The following is a 20414-nucleotide window of genomic DNA, read 5'->3' as shown; positions in this document are numbered from 1 at the left end:
AGCGGCCCTCCTGGGCGGCTTCGACCTCGCGTTCGCGGCTCTCCAGGATCCAGGAGAACATCTGTCCGAACAGCTCCGCGCCGGTCCGGCGCTCCAGCGAGATGTGCCGCGCCTCCATGTGGTGGCAGGCAAACAGGCCCCAGAGACGTCCGTTGCGCAGGATGGAGACCGACAGCGAGGCGGCCACGCCCATGTTGCGCAGGTATTCGAGGTGGATCGGCGAGACCGTCCGTAGGGTCGAGAGCGAAAGGTCGAGCGGTGCTTCGTCGGGATCGCGCGCCGGCACCACCGCGGCGCCGGGTGCGTCGACATCGGCGATGATGCGCAGCCAGTTGCGTTCGTAGAGGGCCCTGGCCTGCTTCGGAATGTCCGAGGCCGGGTAGTGCAGGCCGAGGTAGCGGTCGAGGCCGGAGCGCACCGCCTCCGCGACGACTTCACCCGAGGCGTCCTGCGCGAAGCGATAGACCATGACCCGGTCGAAGCCGGTCAGCGCCCGCATCTGCCGGACGGCCTCGCGGCAGAGCGGCTCGAACCCGGCCGTCTGCTGGAGGCGGGTGACCATGCTGCGCACAAGGTTGCCGGCACTGAGGTGCTCCGGCGCGCTGGGTTCGGCCTCGATGACGATGGAGCCGCCCGAAAGGTGCAGGGCTACGTCGAACAGGGGCTGGTCCAGCAGCAACCGGACCCCGAACACCCGGTCGACGGCATCGGGGCCGCGCAGGGTCTGAAGGTGACCCCGCAGGACGTGGAGGGCCTCGCCGTCGATGAGCTCGTCCAACGGCATGCCGAGCATCGCCTCGACGGGACGCCCCAGCCACTCCGATGCATTCGCGCTCGCCCGCGCCACGATCCAGTCCGGGGACACGGCCAGCAGGAAGCCGAAGCCTTGGACGGCCCCGAGGATGTGGATCGGCTCGCGGTCGCACGAGTTCAGGTCGACGGATGCAGGGGGCTGGCCGTCAATCGTCTGGGTCATGTCTTGGGAGGCTTGGGGCACGCGAACCGCCGCTCGGCCCGCCATGCATCCTCTTCCGAGGCATTCACGGCAAACCCATGGCGGTCAATGCAGAGAAAATGCGGAGATGCCCGTTCTGTCGAAGCACTTTCGATCGGGACCAGGACGTGACTCGATCATATGGGAACGGACCATTGTGTAGTTTCATACGTTGTTCTTGAGTCGGCGCCGTCAGGGGTCGACCACATCGCGTGCCGGGAGGCGAATATGCCCATGAGGATACCCTCCAGTCCGGAGTTCAACCGAGCCGCGTGCCTGACGGAGCTGAGCGCCTGTATTGCCGAGGTCGAGGTGTCCTCCTCCGCCCAGGCAGCTACGGTCCGCATCCTAGCCCGGACGGGGTACGATGCGTCCGAGGCCACGCAATCGCTCTGGGGTGAGATGGATGCCCTGGTGGCCTTGCGAGAGGTCCGGAGCTTTCTCGCCATCTACTGATCATCACGGTAGAGCTCGCCTGGGGCAGCGAGTGAATCACCGTTGTGCCCGACGCCTCAGCGGTGTCCGATACCTTGCGGCTACAGCGCAGATCACTAACCGTCGGAGGATGCGCGAGAGATCCTCCACCGAGTAAGGCTTTCGTTCAGCGATCTGCCAACGTCCGCTTCTTAGGACCTGGATCGTTATGATGAACGACTCAATTGGGTCGGGACCCGTCCAGTCGCTCTATGACCGGGTCGGGTGGATTTTTACCAGTCCGCTCTTGGAGGAGATAGCTTGTGACGCGGACGTTTGTGCGAGGGGTGGCATCCTGACCGCAGTCGCGGACTATTTCCACCGGTGTAGCCGGCCCCATCAAGCGAGAGGATGAGGTTCCATGTCATGGTGCTACGTGCGGTCACTTGTTGGTCAAGATATCGAGTTGGCTGTGTGCCGTGCCGGCCGCAATAAATCTCTCGTCCAACATTTCCATCAAGAAGCGCAGATCAGCTTCGTTCTGACTGGCTGGCGTCAGTTCCTAGTCGACGGCTGCCACATCGATGTACCGGCTGGAAGCTCCTGCGTCCTGCCTGCAGGCGTCCCGCACCAGGGGATTGATTGTGCTCCCGACACTGTATCCCTCAATCTCTACGTTCCCGCTGAACACTCTATAGCTTTGATGAGCATGACGAGGCCACTAGCGGAACTCTTCCCAAATAGGCCTTCCTCTACTGGGACTGCGACAATCGCTTGCGTCGCAGCCCGGGCCGGCTTGAGCCGAGAGGGTTTCACGCGCCGCTTCTCGCGCCACCACGGCATGCCACCTCATGCTTACAGGCGCATGCTCCGCCTCAATGATGCCCGTCGGATGCTGCGGACGGGTACGCCCCCCGCAGAGGTGGCTGCGGCGACAGATTTTGCTGACCAAAGCCATTTCGGCCGCTGGTTCAGGCATGCCTTTGGGACCACCCCCTCCCGCTACCAGTTTGCCTGAGAGCGGTCACAAACGTTCCAGACTTCTCGTCTCGCAGCCATCACAACCCGCGCTGGAGGTGAACGATGGACTGGATGACAGCGACGCTTCTCATTGCAGCTGGAGTGGCTGGGGGTGTGATCAACGCGGTGGCCGGAGGGGCAACGCTCATCACCTTTCCGGTCATGCTCCAAGTCGGCCTGCCTCCCGTGATCGCTAATGCTTCAAATGCCGTGGCAGTCATGCCAGGTCATCTCATCGCTGCCCTCGCGGATCCAGGACGATGGCCACCGCTTAACGCACGCCTTGCCTGGCTGGCTGCCGCATCCCTTTTCGGAGGCATGTCCGGTGCGCTTCTCCTGCTCTGGCTTCCCGAATCTCTATTCACGGGTCCGGTACCGATTCTCATCGCGTTCGCGACACTCCTGTTCGCGTTTGCACCAACAATCCAGGCTCGCCAGACGAAACGTGGTCCCAGGCCCATCGCAGCGCTGAGCGGCCCTGCGATGATCGGCGTGGCTTCCATCTACGGCGGCTTTTTCGGTGCGGGGCTCGGTGTCATCCTGACTGCACTTTTGTCGATCAGTGTCAGCCGGGACATTCGCACGGTGAAGGTACTTAAAAACCTGATTGCGACTATTGTTAGTGTCGCGTCCACGACGGTATTCATCACTCAAGGTGCAATAAGTTGGCCGGAAACTTTCATCATGCTGTTAGGAGCCCTTATGGGCGGTTTTATGGGAGGTTGTCTCATAAGATTTCTGCCAGCCGAATGGGTGCGCCGGGCAGTGATTGCTGTGGGATGCTTGATGTCCACAATATATGGAATTAAATATTGGACGTAAGGTACACAATATTACGTGTTCCGTTCGGTAATACTTGCACGGGGAATGTCCGTTTCCGAGGACGATGGCGACGGACGTCAACGACCAAGTTGGGTTCGGATGCGGGCGAGTTGCTTGGGGTGGAATTCAGCTCGTCTGCTTCAGAATGAGGCAAGCATTAAGTGGACGTAGCCGTTCCGCCCATTTTCGACACTTAGTGGACTTCGCGCTGAACGTTTCCATCAAACGCACATCGAAGGGATCGGTGTGAAAGCCAGAGACCCAAGGTAACGCTTGCTATCAGCATAGGTATAAGGATGGGCCAAAATATATAGAATGCCATGCTGCTTGCGTCAGAAGGCATCGTATTCAGCCAGCCGGCAAACAGGGCACAGCCAAGGCCGAAGGAGCCTACCGTCGCTCCGACTCCTATGAGGAGTGGCTTCATGAATGGGCGCGGCATCATATGGCAACCATACTTAAAGAGCCCGTAGCTCGGAGAACCGATTGTACAACCAGTCAGCTTCGGCTTTCCACCCCGAGCCAAAGCTGACCGAGGACTGAGGAACGGCCGCTTTGGAAAAGCGCCGCCGACGGTCTGAGCGGCTTTGTTGAGTCGGATGCGGAACGTCTGCTTCAGGACGAAGGGTTCATCTCACCACCCAACCCGGTCATAGAGCGGGCGGTCAGGACCAGACCGGACCTCGCCGTCGAGGGTGATATGTTCCACTCTTGAAAGCTGATCTTCGCTGCAATGCAGGTTCCGCCGAAGTCAGGGCGAGCAGGAAAACATTCACGAATGTCCCAATATGTCTTGTGAGTGTCAGGAAAAATCAAGTAGTGCTTTCATATGCTGTTACGGTTCTCCTCACAATGACCTGATACGTTGATCGACATGCGGCTTTCGAATTGGTAGCGAGATGTTGCTTTAGAGGCTGGCCGGGATCTGCTTATCCTTGGCTTCGATGACTGGAGGTCAAAACGTGATCGAAAGGTCGAAGCAGGCGCTCGCCGCGCGGGGCGTATTTTGGGAAGCGAAGACGCGAGTTAGCATCTTGCGGCTGTTTGGGATTCTTCTGTTGACCGCGGGCCTGTCTGCATCGGCCTCGCTCGCTGTGGCGGGTCAGGCGCATGGGCGGTCGGCAAGTATGCGATCCGGTTCAGGAACCCTGCTTGACCAGCAACCGCTACCGAATGCGCCGCTGGGCGCAACGGCCTACCGGGTACTCTATCGCTCGACCGGGATGCGCGGCGAGTCCATCGCCGTCTCGGGTGCCATCATCGTGCCTGCCGGGCCAGTACCGCCGGGCGGGCGCCCCATCGTGGCCTGGGCACACCCGACCACGGGCGTCGTCGACAAGTGCGCGCCCTCGCTCGCCCGCGTCCTCTACCAATCGATCCAGGGCCTGCAGGGGATGCTGGACCGCGGCTACATCGTGGCCGCCACTGACTATCCCGGGCTCGGGACACCGGGCGTGCACCCCTATCTCGTCGGCGTGAGCGAAGGGCGCGCCGTGCTCGATTCGGTGCGGGCCGCCCGTCAACTCGCCGGCCCCGGAGGCGCTACGAACGCGTTCGCCGTATGGGGTCACTCGCAGGGTGGCCACGCAGCCTTGTTCACGGGCATCCTGGCGCGCGGCTACGCACCGGAGCTGACGCTCGTTGGCATTGCGGCGGCGGCCCCGGCGACCGAGCTTGCCACCCTGATGATGGCGGACCTCGACACGTCCGGCGGGAAGAACCTGACCGCCATGACGCTTTGGACGTGGTCCCAGGTCTACGCAGCGCCCATGAACAAGGTGGTCACGCCCGCAGCCTTGCCGGTCATCGACGAACTCGCGAACGACTGCATCGAGACGATCCTCGACGTGCTGGAGCGGCGCGGCCCGTCGAAGGCACTCGACCGCAGCTTCCTGACGGTCAACGACCTCGCCGACCGGGAGCCCTGGCGCTCGCTGCTCGCCCGCAACACGCCCGGCACCCTGCCGCCACGCATCCCGGTTTTTCTGGCGCAGGGCACCGCCGACACCCTCGTCCTACCACGGGTGACGCAGGACTACCGGGCGCGCCTGTGTCGGGCCGGTAGTCGCGTCGAGTTCGATCTCGTGCCGGGCGTCGGGCATCTTTCCATCGCCAAGGATGCGGCACCTGCCGCCCTCGACTGGATCGGCGCCCGTTTCGCCGGCGAGCCGGCACCGAGCAATTGCGGAGCGCAGTGATCCCGGGCTCGCGCCGAGCCCCCGAGCGTGAGGAGGAATCGATGGCGGACGTCCTTGTGGTCGGAGCCGGCCCGGTCGGCTTGACCATGGCAGCCGAACTGGCACGCTACGGCGTGGGCGTGCGCCTGATCGATCACGCCCCGCACGCCACCGATACGTCGAAAGCCCTCGTGCTCTGGTCGCGCACGCTCGAACTCATGGACAGGATGGGCTGCACTCAGGCTTTCCTGGACGCAGGGCTGCGTGCCCCCGGCGCCTCGATCCGCAGCGGCACGAAGGTTCTCGGCAACCCGCGCTTCGATCATATCGCCAGCGCCTACAACTACGCCCTGATGATCCCGCAACGGGACACCGAGCGCCTTCTCGCCGGGCACTTACGGTCCTTCGGCATCGCGGTAGAGAGGCAGTTGGAACTGGTCGGCTTCACCGAGGCGGCGGACGGTGTCGAGGCGCGCCTGAGGCACGCCGACGGGCGCGAGGAGACGATCCGAACGCCGTGGCTGATTGGCTGCGACGGGGCCCACAGCACGGTGCGGCACGGGCTCGGCGTCGCGTTCGAGGGTTCGGCCCAGGGCGACGATTGGCTGCTCGCCGACGTGCGCCTCGACGGTCCGGGGGCACCGCCGCCAGACGAGATCGCGACCTACCTGCACCGCGACGGTCCTTTCGTGATCTTCCCGATTCCGGGCGGACGGGCGCGCGTGATTGCCACGGTGGGCAAGACGGATGGGGCGCATCCGCGGTCCGACCCCACCCTCGACGAGGTACAGGCCCTCGTCGACCGGCGCGCGGGCGGCGGCTTCCGCGTTTCCGATCCGGTCTGGCTTACGAACTTCCGCATCAACGAGCGCAAGGTGGCCGAGTATCGGCGCGGACGCATCTTCCTCGCCGGCGACGCGGCGCACATTCACAGCCCGGCCGGTGGCCAGGGTATGAATACCGGCATGCAGGATGCGGTGAACCTCGCCTGGAAGCTGGCGATGGTGGTCCGCGGCCAGGCCGGCGAGTGCCTGCTCGAAAGCTACAGCCCCGAGCGGAGCGCGGTTGGTGACATGGTGCTGCGCAACGCCAGCCGGCTCACCGACTTGGCGACGCTGTCGAACCCTGCGGCACAGGCTGCACGCAACCTCGCGCTGCGCTTCCTGCTCGGCCTTCACGCCGTCCGCGATAAAATGGCGACGCAGATGAGCGAGATCGAGATCGCCTATGCCGATAGCCCGCTCTCCGCCGGATCCGGATCCGGAGTGCGATGGGAACCAGACGCCTACGAGGGACCGGCCCCAGGGGCGGGAGGGGAGCCGCGCTTTCTCCTCTATGCCGCCGATGAGGCGCGCGGGGCCGCGCTGACGGGCCGCTTCCCCCGCCTTTTGGAACCGGCACCGCGAAAGCCACCAAACGCCTCGGGCTTCTTCGTCGTTCGACCCGACGGATACGTCGGCCTGTCGGCCGGGGAAGCGGGGTGGGACGACGCGGAGCGGTATTTCGAAGCGCTCGCCAAAACCGACGGCGGACACGCTTGGGGACAGGAATCGTAAGGGTACCGACGCTCATCCCCCCGAGGCCTCGCGCCGCTCGGGGTAGGTCTCGCCATGGCCGCCCGCCTCGCCGTCGGGCCTGGCTAGAGGGTGTGATCGTCGACTTTCATGGGAGACCCAGCGCTCAAGCCTCACGAATGGTCCGATGCCCGGCAGTCGAGGGTCGCAGTGGCCGAAAATCAGCCGGGCGGCACCCATGCCCCGGGACACGCCTCCGACCCAACCCAATTACTCACCCGTCGACCGCTGCCTCGACAACCCGGGGATTGGGAGTACGCTGTTGCTGGCACGCTTCGTAGCCGCGTTGCGGCGCGAGATAGCTGCACTTCATCTTATGAGGCCAAGGTCATGCATCGCGCGCTGCCGGCTCTCTTCGTCTCCTTCACGCTGATTACTGCCGCCCTTGCGGAGGAACCGCCGATCCAAAGCCCGGAGGACGGTGCTTGCCGCAGTCAGGCGAGGGCCGAGGTGTTCAGTGCCCCCAACCCCAATCACCTTGGCCTATGGGATCTCGGCTCGCAGATCTGGCATACTTGCATGGCGAGCTACCACGGCCGCGGTCCTAATCCAGACCGTCAGGAGCGCCGTTTCTAGCAAGCCGATATCGGGGGGCGTTCAGTTCAGCCGGGACGTCGCCATACCCCCGGAGCATGGACTTGTTTCAGCACCGGAAGCCGATCACGCCAGAGATGGCGACGGCCCTCCTGCATGGCGACAATCTGCATAAGGCCATTGTGGGAAGCGGGGCCCTTCTCACCCGCCTCAGTCGTCGAATGGAAGCAAAGTCGTCGATGATCCTATGCGAGGGAAGGTCCGCCTCGTTGATCCCGTCGCCCATAACCGAACCGGCAACAATCCACCCATCGCAGACGCTTTACCTTGGTTACGATCCATCAGACTTTCACCACTGAGCGAGAGCGGATTGGCGCGTACCCTACGAGAGCTCGATACCCCCCTCAGGTTTGCCGTTGCCGAAATGTGTACGGCTTCTCCACGAACGTCACACGTGCGCTCGATCCCTAATCGGTCGGGATCACCATCTCGAATTGAAGTCCGCTCTCGTCGATAATGCGCCGGTAGCGTCCCAGCAGGCTCCGCTCGATGGTCTGTTTGAGAAGGCGAGAGCCGAACCCGGTCCCATCGACCTTGTCCGCTTTGGACGGTGGCACGCCCTCTTCCCATACGATCTTCGTTTCGTGGTCTTCCCCGGTACCGCGCAGCTTGAGCGTCCCACCGCCTGACAGTGCCCCGTACTTGGCGGAATTGGTCGCGAGTTCGTGGAAGATCATCGCGAAGTCGTTGATGCGGTTGGGCGTCGCGACGGCTTTGGCATCGATCTCGATGCTGATGTTCGAGCCGGCTCGATAGGGGGACAGGATGCGCTCGGCGAGGTCCTGAAGCCTCACATCGCCTTGGTCGTGCTTGTGCGAACGCGTCGCCAAGGTCGTCGCCTCGTGCAGAACGCCGAACCGGCGCGAAAGGTCCTCAGCGAAATTGGGGGTCGACTTCGCCTCACGGGCGACGATGGCGGTGAGCGCCCGGGCGACGGTGAACATGTTCGAGACGCGATGTTCGAGCTCGGCCGTCAGAAGGTGTTCGGCTTCCTCGGCGCGCTTGCGGTCGGTGATGTCGAGGAAAATGGCCTGCACCCACTCGCCGACCTGGCCGGCATCTCCTCCGACGCCGCGTGCCGAGATCCAACGAGCGTCGGGACCGTCGCCGATGCGAAAGTCGAAGCTGTAAGGCCCTGGATCGGTTGCGCTCGCATCCCAGTCGAGCATCATTCCGTGGCGGTCTTCGGGGTTCACCTTGGCAAAAAGCTCGTCGATGGAGACGACGGATTTCGCGGTCGCCCAGAACTCGCGGCACAGGTCGTCGAGTTGGGCCAGCCGCCGGGTCGGCGACCAGGCCCACAAGGCGACGCCGCCCCGGTGGATCGTTTCCGTGAAGTTCGCGAGCGTCCACTCGTACTCGGTCGTCGTGGTATCCTCGGCCATGCAATCCCTAGGTCGGTCCTGATCCTTGGCGACGCCTACCGCATCACCGGGAGAAGGAACCCCTCGTCCGGCGATTTGCTCCACGCCCAGGCCAAGTGTGGCGCCCGCGCACGTGATGGGCGCGACCATTTCACAATCACGTCCGAAACCGGCAACCCATCCCCGCCTGGCCTGTTGACGCGCCATGTCGATGAAGCGCGCCCCCGACGCATCGGTCATCCTCGTCGTCGAGGACGATGACCTCGTACGCCTGTGCGCCGTCGAGATGCTCGAAGACGCGGGCTTCGCCGTGGTCGAGGCGCGCCAGGCCGACGAGGCTTGGTCGGTCCTGCATCGGCGGTCGGATATCGGTGTGCTTTTCACCGACGTCGACATGCCCGGATCGATGTGCGGGGTGACCCTGGCCGGACGCGTCTTCGAGACGTGGCCCGATATCCGTCTGATCCTGACCTCGGGGCGCCAGCGTCTCGCCGACCGGGAGGTTCCCGACCACGGCCTCTTCGTGCCGAAGCCCTACAGCGCATCGCAGGTCGTCGACGCGATCCATCACGCCGAGTGAGGCGGATGCCATCGTGGATTTTCTCGACCAGCCTCAGGACGTGGCTGGCATGTCGGGGGGCTCGACTGCGGCTCCATGCCTTCCTGGATGTTCCAGAATCGCCTAGTTCCTCGTGACGCGAGGACGGGACGTTCGATGACCCGCTTTCGTCGCCATTTTTTTCGAGCGGCGGTGCTGAGACGCGAGCCGGCAGCATCAGATGGTTCAAGTGAGCCGGCGTGGCCGGTGAGGCGACAAGCGTGAGAAGTATGTCAGTACCAGGCCCGACGCCGCAAACGTCGTCGGAAACCGTCCGGATCGACACGCACCGCATCCTATCGGAGATCGCCGGCGGCGATGGGCTCACCGACCCCTTCGCGGCGGCGGTCCGCGCCACGCGCATGCCGATCATCATCACGGATCCCCGGCAGCACGACAACCCGATTATCTTTGCCAACCAAGCCTTCCAGCGTCTCACCGGGTACGCCCCCGAGGAGATCATCGGGCACAACTGCCGCTTCCTACAGGGACTGGATACCGACCCGCGGGACGTGGCCCGCATCCGTGCTGCCGTCACCGAACGGCGCGGCATCGAACTGGCGATCCTGAATTACCGCAAGGACGGGACGACGTTCTGGAACCAGTTGCTTCTTGCCCCGGTCCTGGATGCCAACGGTGAGGTCGCGTACTTTTTCGCCAGTCAGTACGACGTCACCGCCGACACGAGGCAGCTGACCACCCTGAGGGGCGAGAACGACGTTCTGACGGCGGCACAAGCCACCAATCTGGACCGCCTGCAGTTCAGCGAGACGGTCCTACGCCTCGCCACCGAGGCCGCGGAGATCGGGACCTGGGATCTCGATGCCGTCACCGACACCCTGATCTGGTCGCCTCGCACCAAGCCGATGTTCGGTCTCTCGCCGGATGCTACCTATGACCTGTCGACCTTCCACGAGACGCTGCATCCCGAGGACCGTGACACGACGATGGCGGCATTCGCCGCGATGCTCGACCCGGCCAGGCGGGCGGCCTTGGACATCGAGTATCGCATCGTCGGCCGCGAGGACGGGATCGTCCGCTGGCTCGCCTCGAAGGGCCGGGGCATCTTCGACGAACAGGACCAGTGCGTTCGCGCCATCGGTGTGGTCGTCGACATCAGCGCGCGGGCCGAGATCGACCGCTCCTCGCGAGAGGACGAAAAGCGCCGCACCACCCTCCTCGATCTGAATGACAGACTCCGAGACATCCAGGACCCGGATGACCTTGCCTTCACGGCGTGCGAGATCCTGGGAAGGACGCTTGAGGTAAGCCGGGTCGGTTACGGCGTGATCGACAAGGTGGCCGAGACCATCACCATCGAGCGGGACTGGAATGCGCCGGGCATCATCAGCCTCGCCGGCGTCCTGCATTTTCGCGATTACGGATCCTACATCGAGGACCTGAAGGCAGGTCTGACGGCCATCGTCGCCGATGCGGCGACGGACCCACGCACGCGGGCCAACGCAACGGCCCTGTCGGCGATCAGTGCGCGTGCGTTCGTCAACATGCCGCTGGTCGAGCAAGGCCACTCCGTCGCGCTTTTCTATGCGAACCATGCCGAGGCCCGCGCCTGGTCCGAGGGCGAACTATCCTTGATGCGGGAAGTCGCCGAACGGGTGCGCCTCGCGACCGAACGGCTGCGGTCCGAGCGCGCCCTTCGCGCCAGCGAGGAACAGTTCCGCGTCTTCACCCAGGCGGTCCCGAACCAGGTCTGGGCGGCCCGGCCCGACGGGTATCTTTTCTGGTTCAACGAGCAGGTCTACGCCTACAGCGGGGATGCGCCTGGCACGTTGGACGGGGAGATCTGGGGCCGCATCGTCCATCCGGACGACCTTCCCGCGGCAGGCGAAGCCTGGACACGATCCCTGGCGACCGGTGAGGTCTACGAGACCGAGTTCCGCATCCGCCGCGCCGATGGCGCTTTCCGCTGGTTCCTGGTCCGGGCCGAGCCGGTCCGGTCGATCGATGGCAGCATCATCCAGTGGGTCGGCACTAATACGGACATCGACGAGCGCCGGTCGCAGGCCGCCGAACTTGCGGAATTGAATGCCTCCCTGGAGCGCCAGGTCGCCGAACGCACCACCGACCGCAATGCGTTGTGGCAGCTTTCCGCCGACATCATGCTGCGCTGCGCCTTCGATGGTCGGATCGTCGCCGTCAACCCGGCATGGGGGACCATGCTCGGTTGGCGTGAGGATGAACTCGTCGGGACCTCCCTGTTCGACCTGCTGCATCCAGAGGACATCGAGAACACCCTTGCGGGTGCCCGCCGCTCGGCCGAGGGCAATTCCCTGGCGCGCTTCGAGAACCGCTATCGCCACAGGAACGGAACCTATCGCTGGATCTCCTGGTCGACCCGTCCCGACGAGACCCTGATCAATGCGGTCGGTCGCGACATCACGGCGGAGAAGGACCAGGCCGAGGCCCTGCTCCGGGCCGAGGACCAGCTTCGGCAATCGCAGAAGATGGAGGCGGTCGGCCAGCTCACCGGGGGGCTGGCCCACGACTTCAACAACCTGCTTGCCGGCATCTCGGGCAGCCTGGAGCTTCTCCAGATCCGCATGGCGCAGGGGCGTCTGACCGACCTCGACCGTTACATCAACGCCGCCCAGGGCGCCTCGAAACGGGCCGCGGCGCTGACCCATCGCCTCCTCGCGTTCTCCCGCCGCCAGACCCTCGACCCGAAGCCGACCAACGTGAACGGGCTCGTGACCGGGATGGAAGATCTCATCCGGCGAACGGTCGGGCCTGCGATCCATGTCGAGGTTGTCGGGTCTCCAGGGCTATGGCCGGCCCTCGTCGATCCGCCGCAGCTTGAGAATGCACTCCTGAACCTGTGCATCAACGCCCGCGACGCGATGCCGGACGGCGGCCGCATTACCATCGAGACGGCGAACAAGTGGCTCGACGACAGGGGAGCCAAGGAGCGCGACCTGCCCCCCGGCCAGTACCTGTCCCTGTGCGTCTCGGACACCGGGACCGGGATGACGCCCGAGGTGATCGAGCGTGCCTTCGACCCGTTCTTCACGACGAAGCCCATCGGGCAGGGCACCGGCCTCGGCCTTTCGATGATCTACGGCTTCGTCCGGCAATCGGGCGGCCATGTCCGGATCTACTCGGAGATCGGCGACGGCACGACGATGTGCCTGTACCTCCCGCGCCACTACGGCGAGGCCGAGGAGGCGGATCTCATGGCGTCCCTGAGCGACGCACCCCGCGCCGAACAAGGGCAGACCGTGCTCGTGGTCGACGATGAGCCCACCGTCCGGATGTTGGTGACGGAAGTGCTGGAGGATCTCGGCTACACCGCCATCGAGGCCGCCGACGGACCGGCAGGTCTCAAGGTGCTGCGCTCGAACGTGCGCATCGATTTGCTGGTCACCGACGTCGGGCTGCCGGGCGGCATGAACGGCCGGCAGGTGGCGGACGCGGCCCGGGTCAGCCGGCCGAGCCTGAAGGTGCTCTTCATTACCGGCTACGCCGAGAACGCCGTGGTCGGGAACGGGCACCTCGACCCCGGCATGGCCGTCCTGACGAAGCCCTTCGTGATGGAAGCCTTGGCCTCACGGATCCGGGAGCTCATTGCCAGTTCGTAGCGCCTCCACGCCATTCTCTCCGCTGGTCGGTGTCTGTTCCGCCCATGGGGAGGATTGTTGCGGGTACCAGCCCATTAATCCATCGCATCGAGGATACCTGCTCGCCGCAAACGTGATGGGCCCAGATTCCGGCTCCACGCTGACCGATCACCACATATGCCTTCCACTGAGTGCCATGTTTCCCGGCGCCAGTGCCAATTAATACCTCCCCTGGCACACGCTGCCCCCTGGCGGCGGGTGGATGCACGGGGTCTCGAACGATCCGCGCGGCGCGGCGTTTACGGCCGTGCTTTGCCCGAGGATGGACCCGGCCCGAGGATGGACCCGTCGATGATCAAGGATGCTGCCGGCCTCGCCCGGCGCCTGGAGGCGGGGGATGTCCGCCTCGGCGTGTCCCTGGCGCGCGCCAAGGACACGGGCCGGGTGCGGGCCTTGGCGGCGGCGAGCGAGGCCGGGGGCTGGCGCTGGCTGCTCGCCCTCTCCGCCGGCACCCTGGCCTGGGGGGCTTTAAGCGGAAACCGCCGCCTGGCGACGACCGGGCGGCACATGCTCGCGTCCGGAATCCTGGCCGCGGCCACGAAGACAACGGTCAAGCGCATCGTGCACCGGACGCGCCCCAACGTGCTGATGGACGAGGGCCTCTACGAGAAGGGCTGGTTCGGGCCCAATGTCGGGCCCTGGCAATCCTTCCCGTCCGGGCACTCGGCGATGAGCGTCGCGGTCGCGTGCGCGGCCAGTCGCGCCTATCCGGAGATCCGGGGCGTCGCGGCGGCGGCGGCCTTCGGCGTCGTGGCGGCCCAGGTGTTGCGGGGCGCGCATTTCCCCTCCGACGTGACCGCCGGCGCCCTGGTCGGGTTCACGGCCGAGACGCTCGTGCACCGCCTCGGCTCCGGGTGGAATGGTCGCGCGTCCGGAACGGAGGCGGATTCCTCCGGTTGACGCGGCATTCCCCGCACGAACCGCCATCGGAGACGCCGCGTGCCCCACGATCCCCTGTCGAAGTATCCCCGCCCGCCCTTCGAGGGACAGCCCCAGAGCTTCCCTGGCAAGACCGACCGGATGTCCCCCGAGCCGGATCACGGCGAGACCAGCTACCAGGGCTCGGGCAAGCTCGCCGGCCAGGCCGCGCTGATCACCGGCGGCGACAGCGGCATCGGTCGCGCCGTGGCCATCGCGTATGCCCGCGAGGGCGCCGACGTCGCCATCGCCTACCTCCCCGAGGAGCAGCGGGACGCCGAGGCGGTGGCCGCGTGGGTCGAAAAGGCGGGCCGCCGCGCCCTGCTGCTGCCCGGCGACCTCAAGCAGTCCGGCCACGGCCGCGAGATCGTGGCGCGGACCGTCGAGGCGTTCGGCCGCCTCGACATCCTCGTCAACAACGGCGCCTTCCAGCAGCCCAACCAGGGCCTGGATTCCATCGAGGACACGGTCTTCGAGGATCATTTCCGCACCAATGTGTTCGGTCCGTTCTACGTGACCAAGGCTGCCCTCCCCCACCTGAAGCCGGGCGCCTCGGTGATCTTCACCTCTTCGGTGAACTCCAAGCACCCGATGCCCTCGCTGATGGCCTACAGCGCCACCAAGGGGGCACTCAGCAACATGGTGCTGAGCCTGTCGCAGCTGCTGGCCGAGAAGGGCATCCGGGTGAACGGTGTGCTGCCGGGCCCGATCTGGACGCCTTTCATCCCCGCCGGGATGAGCGAGGATTCGGTGAAGTCCTTCGGCAGCCAGGTGCCGTTCGGGCGCCCCGGGCAGCCGGCCGAACTCGCCTCCGCCTACGTGATGCTTGCTTCCGAGGAGAGCAGCTACACCTCCGGCGCCCTCATCACGGTGGCGGGCGCCATGCCGGTTCTCTGAGGACGCTCGGCCGGTTGACGCCCACCCCCCGCACCGCCTAGCTTGCCCTGGACGGTTCCTCTTCAGGAGGATCAAAAGGGAACGCGGTGCGGGGCTCAGGCCCCAACGCCGCGGCTGCCCCCGCAACTGTAAGCGGCGAGCCCATCATCAACACGTCACTGGGTGGAAGGTCCGTCAGGACCCGGGGCCTGGGAAGACGATGAGAGGGCGGTGACCCGCGAGCCAGGAGACCTGCCGTCAGTCGTGGTCACACGCGGAACGCATCGGGCGGGGTGTCCTGGTGGGTGTCGGGGCGTTCGCATGCCGCGAACGGACCGACGTCTTCGCGGTGACGTGCCACTTCGCGCGCGTTTCGCGTCCGCAAGCCCGTCGATGTCCGTCTCCGCCCTCGCCTTCCGCGCGTCGCGCGCCCGCCTGTTCCATTCGGCCGCCCAGCCGATGGTCCGCAGGATCGTGGGCCGAACCGACATGCGTTCGCCGAGACTTTGCGATTGTAACATTATAACATTCGCTTTAGCGGAGGGGACTCGTCGGCTCCGGCCGATACCCGTGCCCGTCCCCGGTTGCTCCATGTCCCGCTCCGACCCGCATCGCCACCATTTCCGCGCCCGGTCCGCTGAACGTTGCAAGCATCGTCTTCGAGACCGGGCCCTGCCCCTCGTCGCACTACTCAGCGGCGCCCTGTCCGCCCCCGCCTATGCCCAGGAGGCCGTGACCCTCGACACCCTCTCGGTCTCCGGTATCGGCACCGGGAGCGCGCCGCCGGCCGAGGGGCTGAACCTGCGCAGCCCCGGCCGCAGCGCCAGCCGCCTTGGCCTGACGGCCCTGGAGACCCCCGCCAGCGTGGACGTGATCGCGGGCGAGACCACCCGCCTGCGCGGCCAGAATACGGTGGCCGAGGCCGTTACCCAGAACGCCACCGGCATCACCACGGTGGCGGCGCCGGGCAACGGCAACGGCGCCTTCACGGCCCGGGGCTTTTCCGGGCCGAACTCGATCCAGCAGCTCTACGACGGGACCCGCCTGTTCGTGGGCGCCGGTACCGTCACCTTCCCGTTCGACACCTGGAACGTCGAGCGCATCGAAGTGTTGCGCGGGCCGGCCTCCGTGCTCTACGGCGACGGCGCCATCGGCGGCGTGGTCAACGTGGTCACGAAGAAGCCGCTCTTCACGCCCTTCAACGAGGCCCGCGCGGCCGTGGGCTCGGACGGGCTCGCGCGCCTCGCCCTCGATTCGGGCGGCCCCATCGGCGAATCGGTCGCCTACCGCCTCAACGTCAGCGGCAACCGCGCCGAGGGCTGGATCTCGCCGAACGGGGAATTCCGCAACCTCGCGGTCTCGGGTGCCCTCACCCTCCAGGCGACCCCGGACCTCGCGTTCACCCTGAGCCACGATTTCGGCTACCAGGAGCCCGCCCGCTACTGGGGCACGCCACTGGTGAACGGACGCATCCTCGAATCCATCCGGTTCAACAACTACAACGTCCGCGACGCCAAGATCCTCTGGACCGACAACTGGACGCAACTGCGGACGGAGTGGACGCCCACCGCCGACATCACGATCCGCAACACCGCCTACCGGCTCCAGAGCCGGCGCCAATGGCTCGACGTCGAGCAATACGCCTTCAACCGGGACACCGGCCGGATTGATCGCTCCGACTACCTCGAGATCTACCATAGCCAAGAGCAGGTCGGGAACCGCTTCGACGCGACCTTCCGGGGCACCCTGTTTGGGTTCCGCAACGAATTCCTCGCCGGCTTCGACGTGAATCACATCGCCTTCCGGCACACCAACAACTTCGCGTCCGAAGGCGGCGGCCTCGTCACTAGCGTCGACCCCTTCGCCTACGACCCCGGCCTGTTCCCGGCCAACGGCCGCGCCTCCCCAGCCTACGCCACCAGCACGCGCCAGGCCTCGGTCTTCGCCGAGAACCGGCTGATCCTGTCCGATCAGGTCTCGCTGCTCGCGGGGGGGCGCTACGACGCGCCGGTGCTGCACCGGACCAACCTCGTCACCGGCGCCGGCTTCGACCGGGATTTCCAGGCGCTGAGCTACCGCTTCGGGGCTGTCTACAACCCGACGCCGCTGCTGGCGCTCTACGCGCAATACGCCACCGCCACCGATCCGGTGGGGAGCCTGATCTCGCTCTCGCAGTCACTCGCCAACTTCCAACTCTCCACCGGCGAGCAGGTCGAGGTCGGCGCCAAGGGCGTCGCGCTCGACGGCCGGGCCGAATGGACGCTGGCCGGTTACCGCATCGTCAAGGACAACCTGATCTCGACGGTCCCGGGCCAGCCCACCCTGTCCACCCAGGTCGGCCGGCAATCCTCCCTCGGGGTCGAGGCGGCCGTGAGCCTGCACCTGTTCGCGGCTTGGCGCATCGACGCCAACGTCGCCCTCCTCCACGCCCAGTACGACGACTTCAACCAGGCGGTGGGCGGGCAGGTCGTATCCTATGCCGGGCGCCAGCCCATCGACGTGCCTGAGCGGGTCGCCAATCTGTGGGTCAATTGGGCCTTCGCCCCGGCCTGGGAGGCGCGGGTCGGCCTCCAGCACGTAGGCGAGACCTTCAGCGACTTCGGCAACCAGGCGCGGCGCCCGGCCTATACCCTGGTCAATGCCGGGCTCGACCATCAGGTCACGCAGACCTCGCGGCTGTCGCTTCGGGCCTACAACCTCTTCGACGAGATCTATGCGATCAGCGGCAACGCCGTGAACGGCATCGGCACCAACTGGCTGCTCGGCCGGCCCCGCTCCTTCGAGGTGGCCTACAGCGTGCGGTTCTGATGCGGCTCAAATTCCTGAAGCGCTGGCTGATCCTCGGCCACCGTTGGCTCGGCATCGCCACGGGCCTGTTCCTCGCCGCCTGGGTGCTGTCGGGGCTGGTGATGCTCTACGTGGCGTTCCCGGCGCTGACCGAGGCCGAGCGCCTGTCCCACCTCGCGCCCATCGCCTGGGACCGGGTGCGCCTCGGCCCCGCCGAAGTCATGGACCGGGCGGGGCTCGACCCCGCCCCCGGCGGCCTCAGCCTCGCGATGCGGGGCGGGGCGCCTGTCTATCAGGTGACGACCCGCGACGGCGCCCGGCACGCGGTCTCGGCCGAGACCGGGCGGGTGCTCGGCCCCGTCGACGCGGCGGCGGCCCTGGCGCCGTTCGGCCCGGGCGCCACAGTGCGGGCCGTGACCCGCGACCAGTGGACGGTGCGGGACCGCTACGATCCACTGCGCCCCTTCCACGTGGTGGCGCTCGGCGACGCCGCCGGCACCGAGCTCTACGTCTCGGCCCGCACCGGCGCGGTCGTCCTCGACACCAGCCGCCGGGAGCGCCTGTGGAACTGGCTCGGGGCGATCCCGCACTGGTTCTATCCCACGCCGCTGCGGGCGCGGGCGGAGCTCTGGCGCGGTGTCCTGCTGTGGGTCTCCGGCGTCGCGGTCGCGGGGGTGCTCAGCGGCCTCGTCCTCGGAATCTGGCGCCTGCGCCTGCGCCAGCCCTACGCCTCCGGGGCGGTGACGCCCTATCGCGGCCTCGGGCGCTGGCACCACCTCCTCGGCACCTTCGGGGGCCTGTGCCTTCTGACCTTCATCGCAAGCGGCTGGCTCTCGATGAACCCGAACCACTGGTTCACGCCCCGAACGCCCCCGGCGGCCATGCGGGAGGCCTATGCAGGTTCACCCAACCGGATCGATCGCGCGGCCCTGGACGGATTTCCGCATGCGGGGATCGTCGAGGTCCGGTTCACCCAGGTCGACGGCCGGTCCGTGCTGGTCGCGGCCGATGCGGGGGGGCGCCGGTTCGCGATCCCGTCGCCCGCGGAGGAAACCCTGAGGGCCGCCGCCGCCCGCGCCCTGCCGGAGGCCCGCATCGCCGGGACCGAGACGCTGACCGCCTACGATGCCTACTGGTATCCCCACCACGACACCCGGCCGCTCCCGGTGCTGCGCGTGCGCTTCGACGACGCGGCCGCGACCTGGCTGCACATCGACCCGGAGACGGGCGCGCTCCTCGACCGCCTCGATGCCAGCGGCCGGCTCCAGCGCTGGCTGTTCGAGGCACCGCACCGCCTCGACTTCGGAAACCTGTTCCAGGCCCGTCCGGCCTGGGACGCGGTGATGTGGCTCCTCAACGGCCTCGGCGCGGGCATCGCCCTCTCGGGCGTGGTGATGGGCTGGCGCCGCCTGCGCCACACCGCCCGGGTCCGTTAGGTCGGCCCGGCCGGAACCGGGTCGGCGTCGCGCCGGAGCGCGGCCACCTCCGCCAGCGCTCCGTCGCCCTGCGCCCGCGCCGAGACGGCATCGGGCAGCGCGTAGGCCGCGACGCGCAGGATGTGGTCCCGGTCGCGGATGACCCAGCGATAGCGGGTCGGATCCTCGGCGCAGGGCTCAACCTGGAGGGTGAGCGGGCCCGTGGTCCTGGTCTCCATCGTGGTCTCCCGTCGGACTGAAATCCCGCGCCGCCTGGGGCGCCGGGGACTCGGGTTGCGGACGATCGGGCGGTGGGCGATCGGGCGGTGGACAATCGGGAAAGTCCATCCAGTCCGTGAAGGCATCGGCCGGGTAGCTGTGCTGGCAGGAGGCAACGTGCCAGGGGCGCGGATCGCCGGCGGCCTCCGGGTCCCAGCGGATCACCGCGCGCCGGTCCGGGTCGTCGCGGTGGATCGCGATGATCCAGCGCCCGTCATGCGGAGCCCGGTCCATGGCCCTCCAGGTGCGCATGCTGCTCCCCCGCCCCCACCCTCTCCGAGGCGACAGCAACGCGCGAAGGGCCGGAACCGTTCGAACCGGTCTCCACCGAGGCGGCTGGGCTGCCTTGTGGGGCTTTCCCACGCCTGCCATGGTCGCGCCATGGCCCACCCGATCCCGCCCCGCTACTCACCCGCCGAACTCATCGCCGAACTGCGCGAGGCGGCTGAGGAGATCGCCCCGGAACTCAACGGCATCCGACCGGAGGAGACCCTGGAGGGCGAGTCGGCCCAGACCCTCGAGGAGATGCTGGACGCCCTGCGGCGGATCGCGGGCGGCGCGCCGAACCCCCAGGAGATCGCCCGCATCGCCCTGGACGCGAAGGCGCCCCTGAGGCCCTTCGGAAAGGCGCGGAAGGGGACGGGCAAGGTGGTGAGCAAGATCACGGACAAGCCGGCGGCCAGGGCTCCGGAGCGCGGTCCGCCCGAGGCACCGGGAAGGCCGCCGATGAAGCGGCCGCCCCAGGCGCCGGCGAAGCCGGCGTTCGGCAAACCCTCGCCTGGCAAGTCTTCTGTGAACAGGACCGCCCCGGGCAAGGCCGCCTCGGGCAAAACGTCGTTCGGGAAGCCGTCGGGAAAGCCGCACAAGCCCGTTCGCTAGGCCGCCGGCCATCCCGCGACAGCGCGCCGGATCGGCCCTTCGTGGCCTCGGGACGCGCCGCTTCCGCC

At 66.7% G+C, this 20414-nt stretch carries 15 protein-coding genes and 1 riboswitch; of the genes, 12 read left to right on the top strand and 3 right to left on the bottom strand.

Features of this window, described 5'->3' with window-relative positions; translation table 11 throughout:
- The coding region (locus MFF30_RS14845; protein WP_238280165.1) for a GAF domain-containing protein at window positions 1–976 on the bottom strand (976 nt) is incomplete at its 3' end.
- 252 nt (window positions 977–1228) lie between these two features.
- Here MFF30_RS14845 and MFF30_RS14840 point away from each other — a divergent pair.
- From MFF30_RS14840 to MFF30_RS14820, 5 genes are all read left to right on the top strand, one after another.
- Window positions 1229–1450 (top strand): hypothetical protein, encoded by a 222-nt coding sequence (locus MFF30_RS14840; protein WP_238280164.1) that lies wholly within the window; start codon window positions 1229–1231, stop codon window positions 1448–1450.
- 379 nt (window positions 1451–1829) lie between these two features.
- Window positions 1830–2426: an AraC family transcriptional regulator gene (locus MFF30_RS26100; protein WP_306424581.1), complete on the top strand. Its 597-nt coding sequence runs from the start codon at window positions 1830–1832 to the stop codon at window positions 2424–2426.
- Window positions 2427–2491: 65 nt separating this feature from the next.
- Window positions 2492–3250 carry a sulfite exporter TauE/SafE family protein gene (locus MFF30_RS14830; protein WP_238280163.1) on the top strand — a complete coding sequence of 253 codons (759 nt, stop codon included), beginning with the start codon at window positions 2492–2494 and terminating at the stop codon, window positions 3248–3250.
- Window positions 3251–4473: 1223 nt separating this feature from the next.
- A complete protein-coding gene (locus tag MFF30_RS14825) occupies window positions 4474–5448 on the top strand; it encodes an alpha/beta fold hydrolase (RefSeq protein ID WP_238280162.1) in 975 nt (324 codons plus the stop codon).
- Between the two features lie 41 nt (window positions 5449–5489).
- On the top strand, window positions 5490–6983 hold the full coding sequence (locus tag MFF30_RS14820; RefSeq protein ID WP_238280161.1) for an FAD-dependent monooxygenase: 1494 nt from the start codon (window positions 5490–5492) through the stop codon (window positions 6981–6983).
- A gap of 1019 nt (window positions 6984–8002) precedes the next feature.
- On the opposite strand, the gene MFF30_RS14810 is transcribed toward MFF30_RS14820, so the two are convergent.
- On the bottom strand, window positions 8003–8980 hold the full coding sequence (locus tag MFF30_RS14810) for a sensor histidine kinase (RefSeq protein ID WP_238280159.1): 978 nt from the start codon (window positions 8978–8980) through the stop codon (window positions 8003–8005).
- Window positions 8981–9164: 184 nt separating this feature from the next.
- Here MFF30_RS14810 and MFF30_RS14805 point away from each other — a divergent pair, with 184 nt between their 5' ends.
- The 6 genes from MFF30_RS14805 (at window position 9165) to MFF30_RS14780 (ending at window position 19209) form a co-directional block, all read left to right on the top strand.
- Window positions 9165–9539, top strand: coding sequence for a response regulator (locus tag MFF30_RS14805; RefSeq protein ID WP_238280158.1), 375 nt, complete (start codon window positions 9165–9167; stop codon window positions 9537–9539).
- A 248-nt stretch (window positions 9540–9787) separates the two neighbouring features.
- Window positions 9788–13153: a PAS domain-containing protein gene (locus MFF30_RS14800; RefSeq protein WP_238280157.1), complete on the top strand. Its 3366-nt coding sequence runs from the start codon at window positions 9788–9790 to the stop codon at window positions 13151–13153.
- A 330-nt stretch (window positions 13154–13483) separates the two neighbouring features.
- Window positions 13484–14092, top strand: a complete 609-nt coding sequence (locus tag MFF30_RS14795; RefSeq protein ID WP_238280156.1) for a phosphatase PAP2 family protein — start codon at window positions 13484–13486, stop codon at window positions 14090–14092.
- Between the two features lie 39 nt (window positions 14093–14131).
- Window positions 14132–15007 carry an SDR family oxidoreductase gene (locus MFF30_RS14790; protein ID WP_238280155.1) on the top strand — a complete coding sequence of 292 codons (876 nt, stop codon included), beginning with the start codon at window positions 14132–14134 and terminating at the stop codon, window positions 15005–15007.
- A gap of 35 nt (window positions 15008–15042) precedes the next feature.
- Window positions 15043–15260: riboswitch (cobalamin riboswitch) on the top strand.
- A gap of 317 nt (window positions 15261–15577) precedes the next feature.
- Window positions 15578–17794, top strand: a complete 2217-nt coding sequence (locus MFF30_RS14785; protein ID WP_238280154.1) for a TonB-dependent receptor — start codon at window positions 15578–15580, stop codon at window positions 17792–17794.
- Window positions 17794–19209, top strand: coding sequence for a PepSY-associated transmembrane domain-containing protein (locus MFF30_RS14780; protein WP_238280153.1), 1416 nt, complete (start codon window positions 17794–17796; stop codon window positions 19207–19209). Before MFF30_RS14785 ends, MFF30_RS14780 begins: the two co-directional genes overlap by 1 nt.
- Here the strand turns inward: MFF30_RS14780 and MFF30_RS14775 are convergent.
- Window positions 19206–19427: a hypothetical protein gene (locus MFF30_RS14775; protein WP_238280152.1), complete on the bottom strand. Its 222-nt coding sequence runs from the start codon at window positions 19425–19427 to the stop codon at window positions 19206–19208. The genes MFF30_RS14780 and MFF30_RS14775 overlap by 4 nt on opposite strands.
- Before the next feature lie 421 nt (window positions 19428–19848).
- On the opposite strand from MFF30_RS14775, the gene MFF30_RS14770 reads away from it, so the two are divergent.
- Complete coding sequence (locus MFF30_RS14770; RefSeq protein ID WP_238280151.1) at window positions 19849–20346, top strand: hypothetical protein; 498 nt, start codon at window positions 19849–19851, stop codon at window positions 20344–20346.
- The last annotated feature ends 68 nt before the right edge of the window (window positions 20347–20414 follow it).

This window comes from Methylobacterium goesingense (genome assembly GCF_022179225.1).
Taxonomy (GTDB): domain Bacteria; phylum Pseudomonadota; class Alphaproteobacteria; order Rhizobiales; family Beijerinckiaceae; genus Methylobacterium; species Methylobacterium goesingense.
Note: the sequence above shows the minus strand (reverse complement) of the source record. Positions and strands in the feature narration are given on the sequence as shown.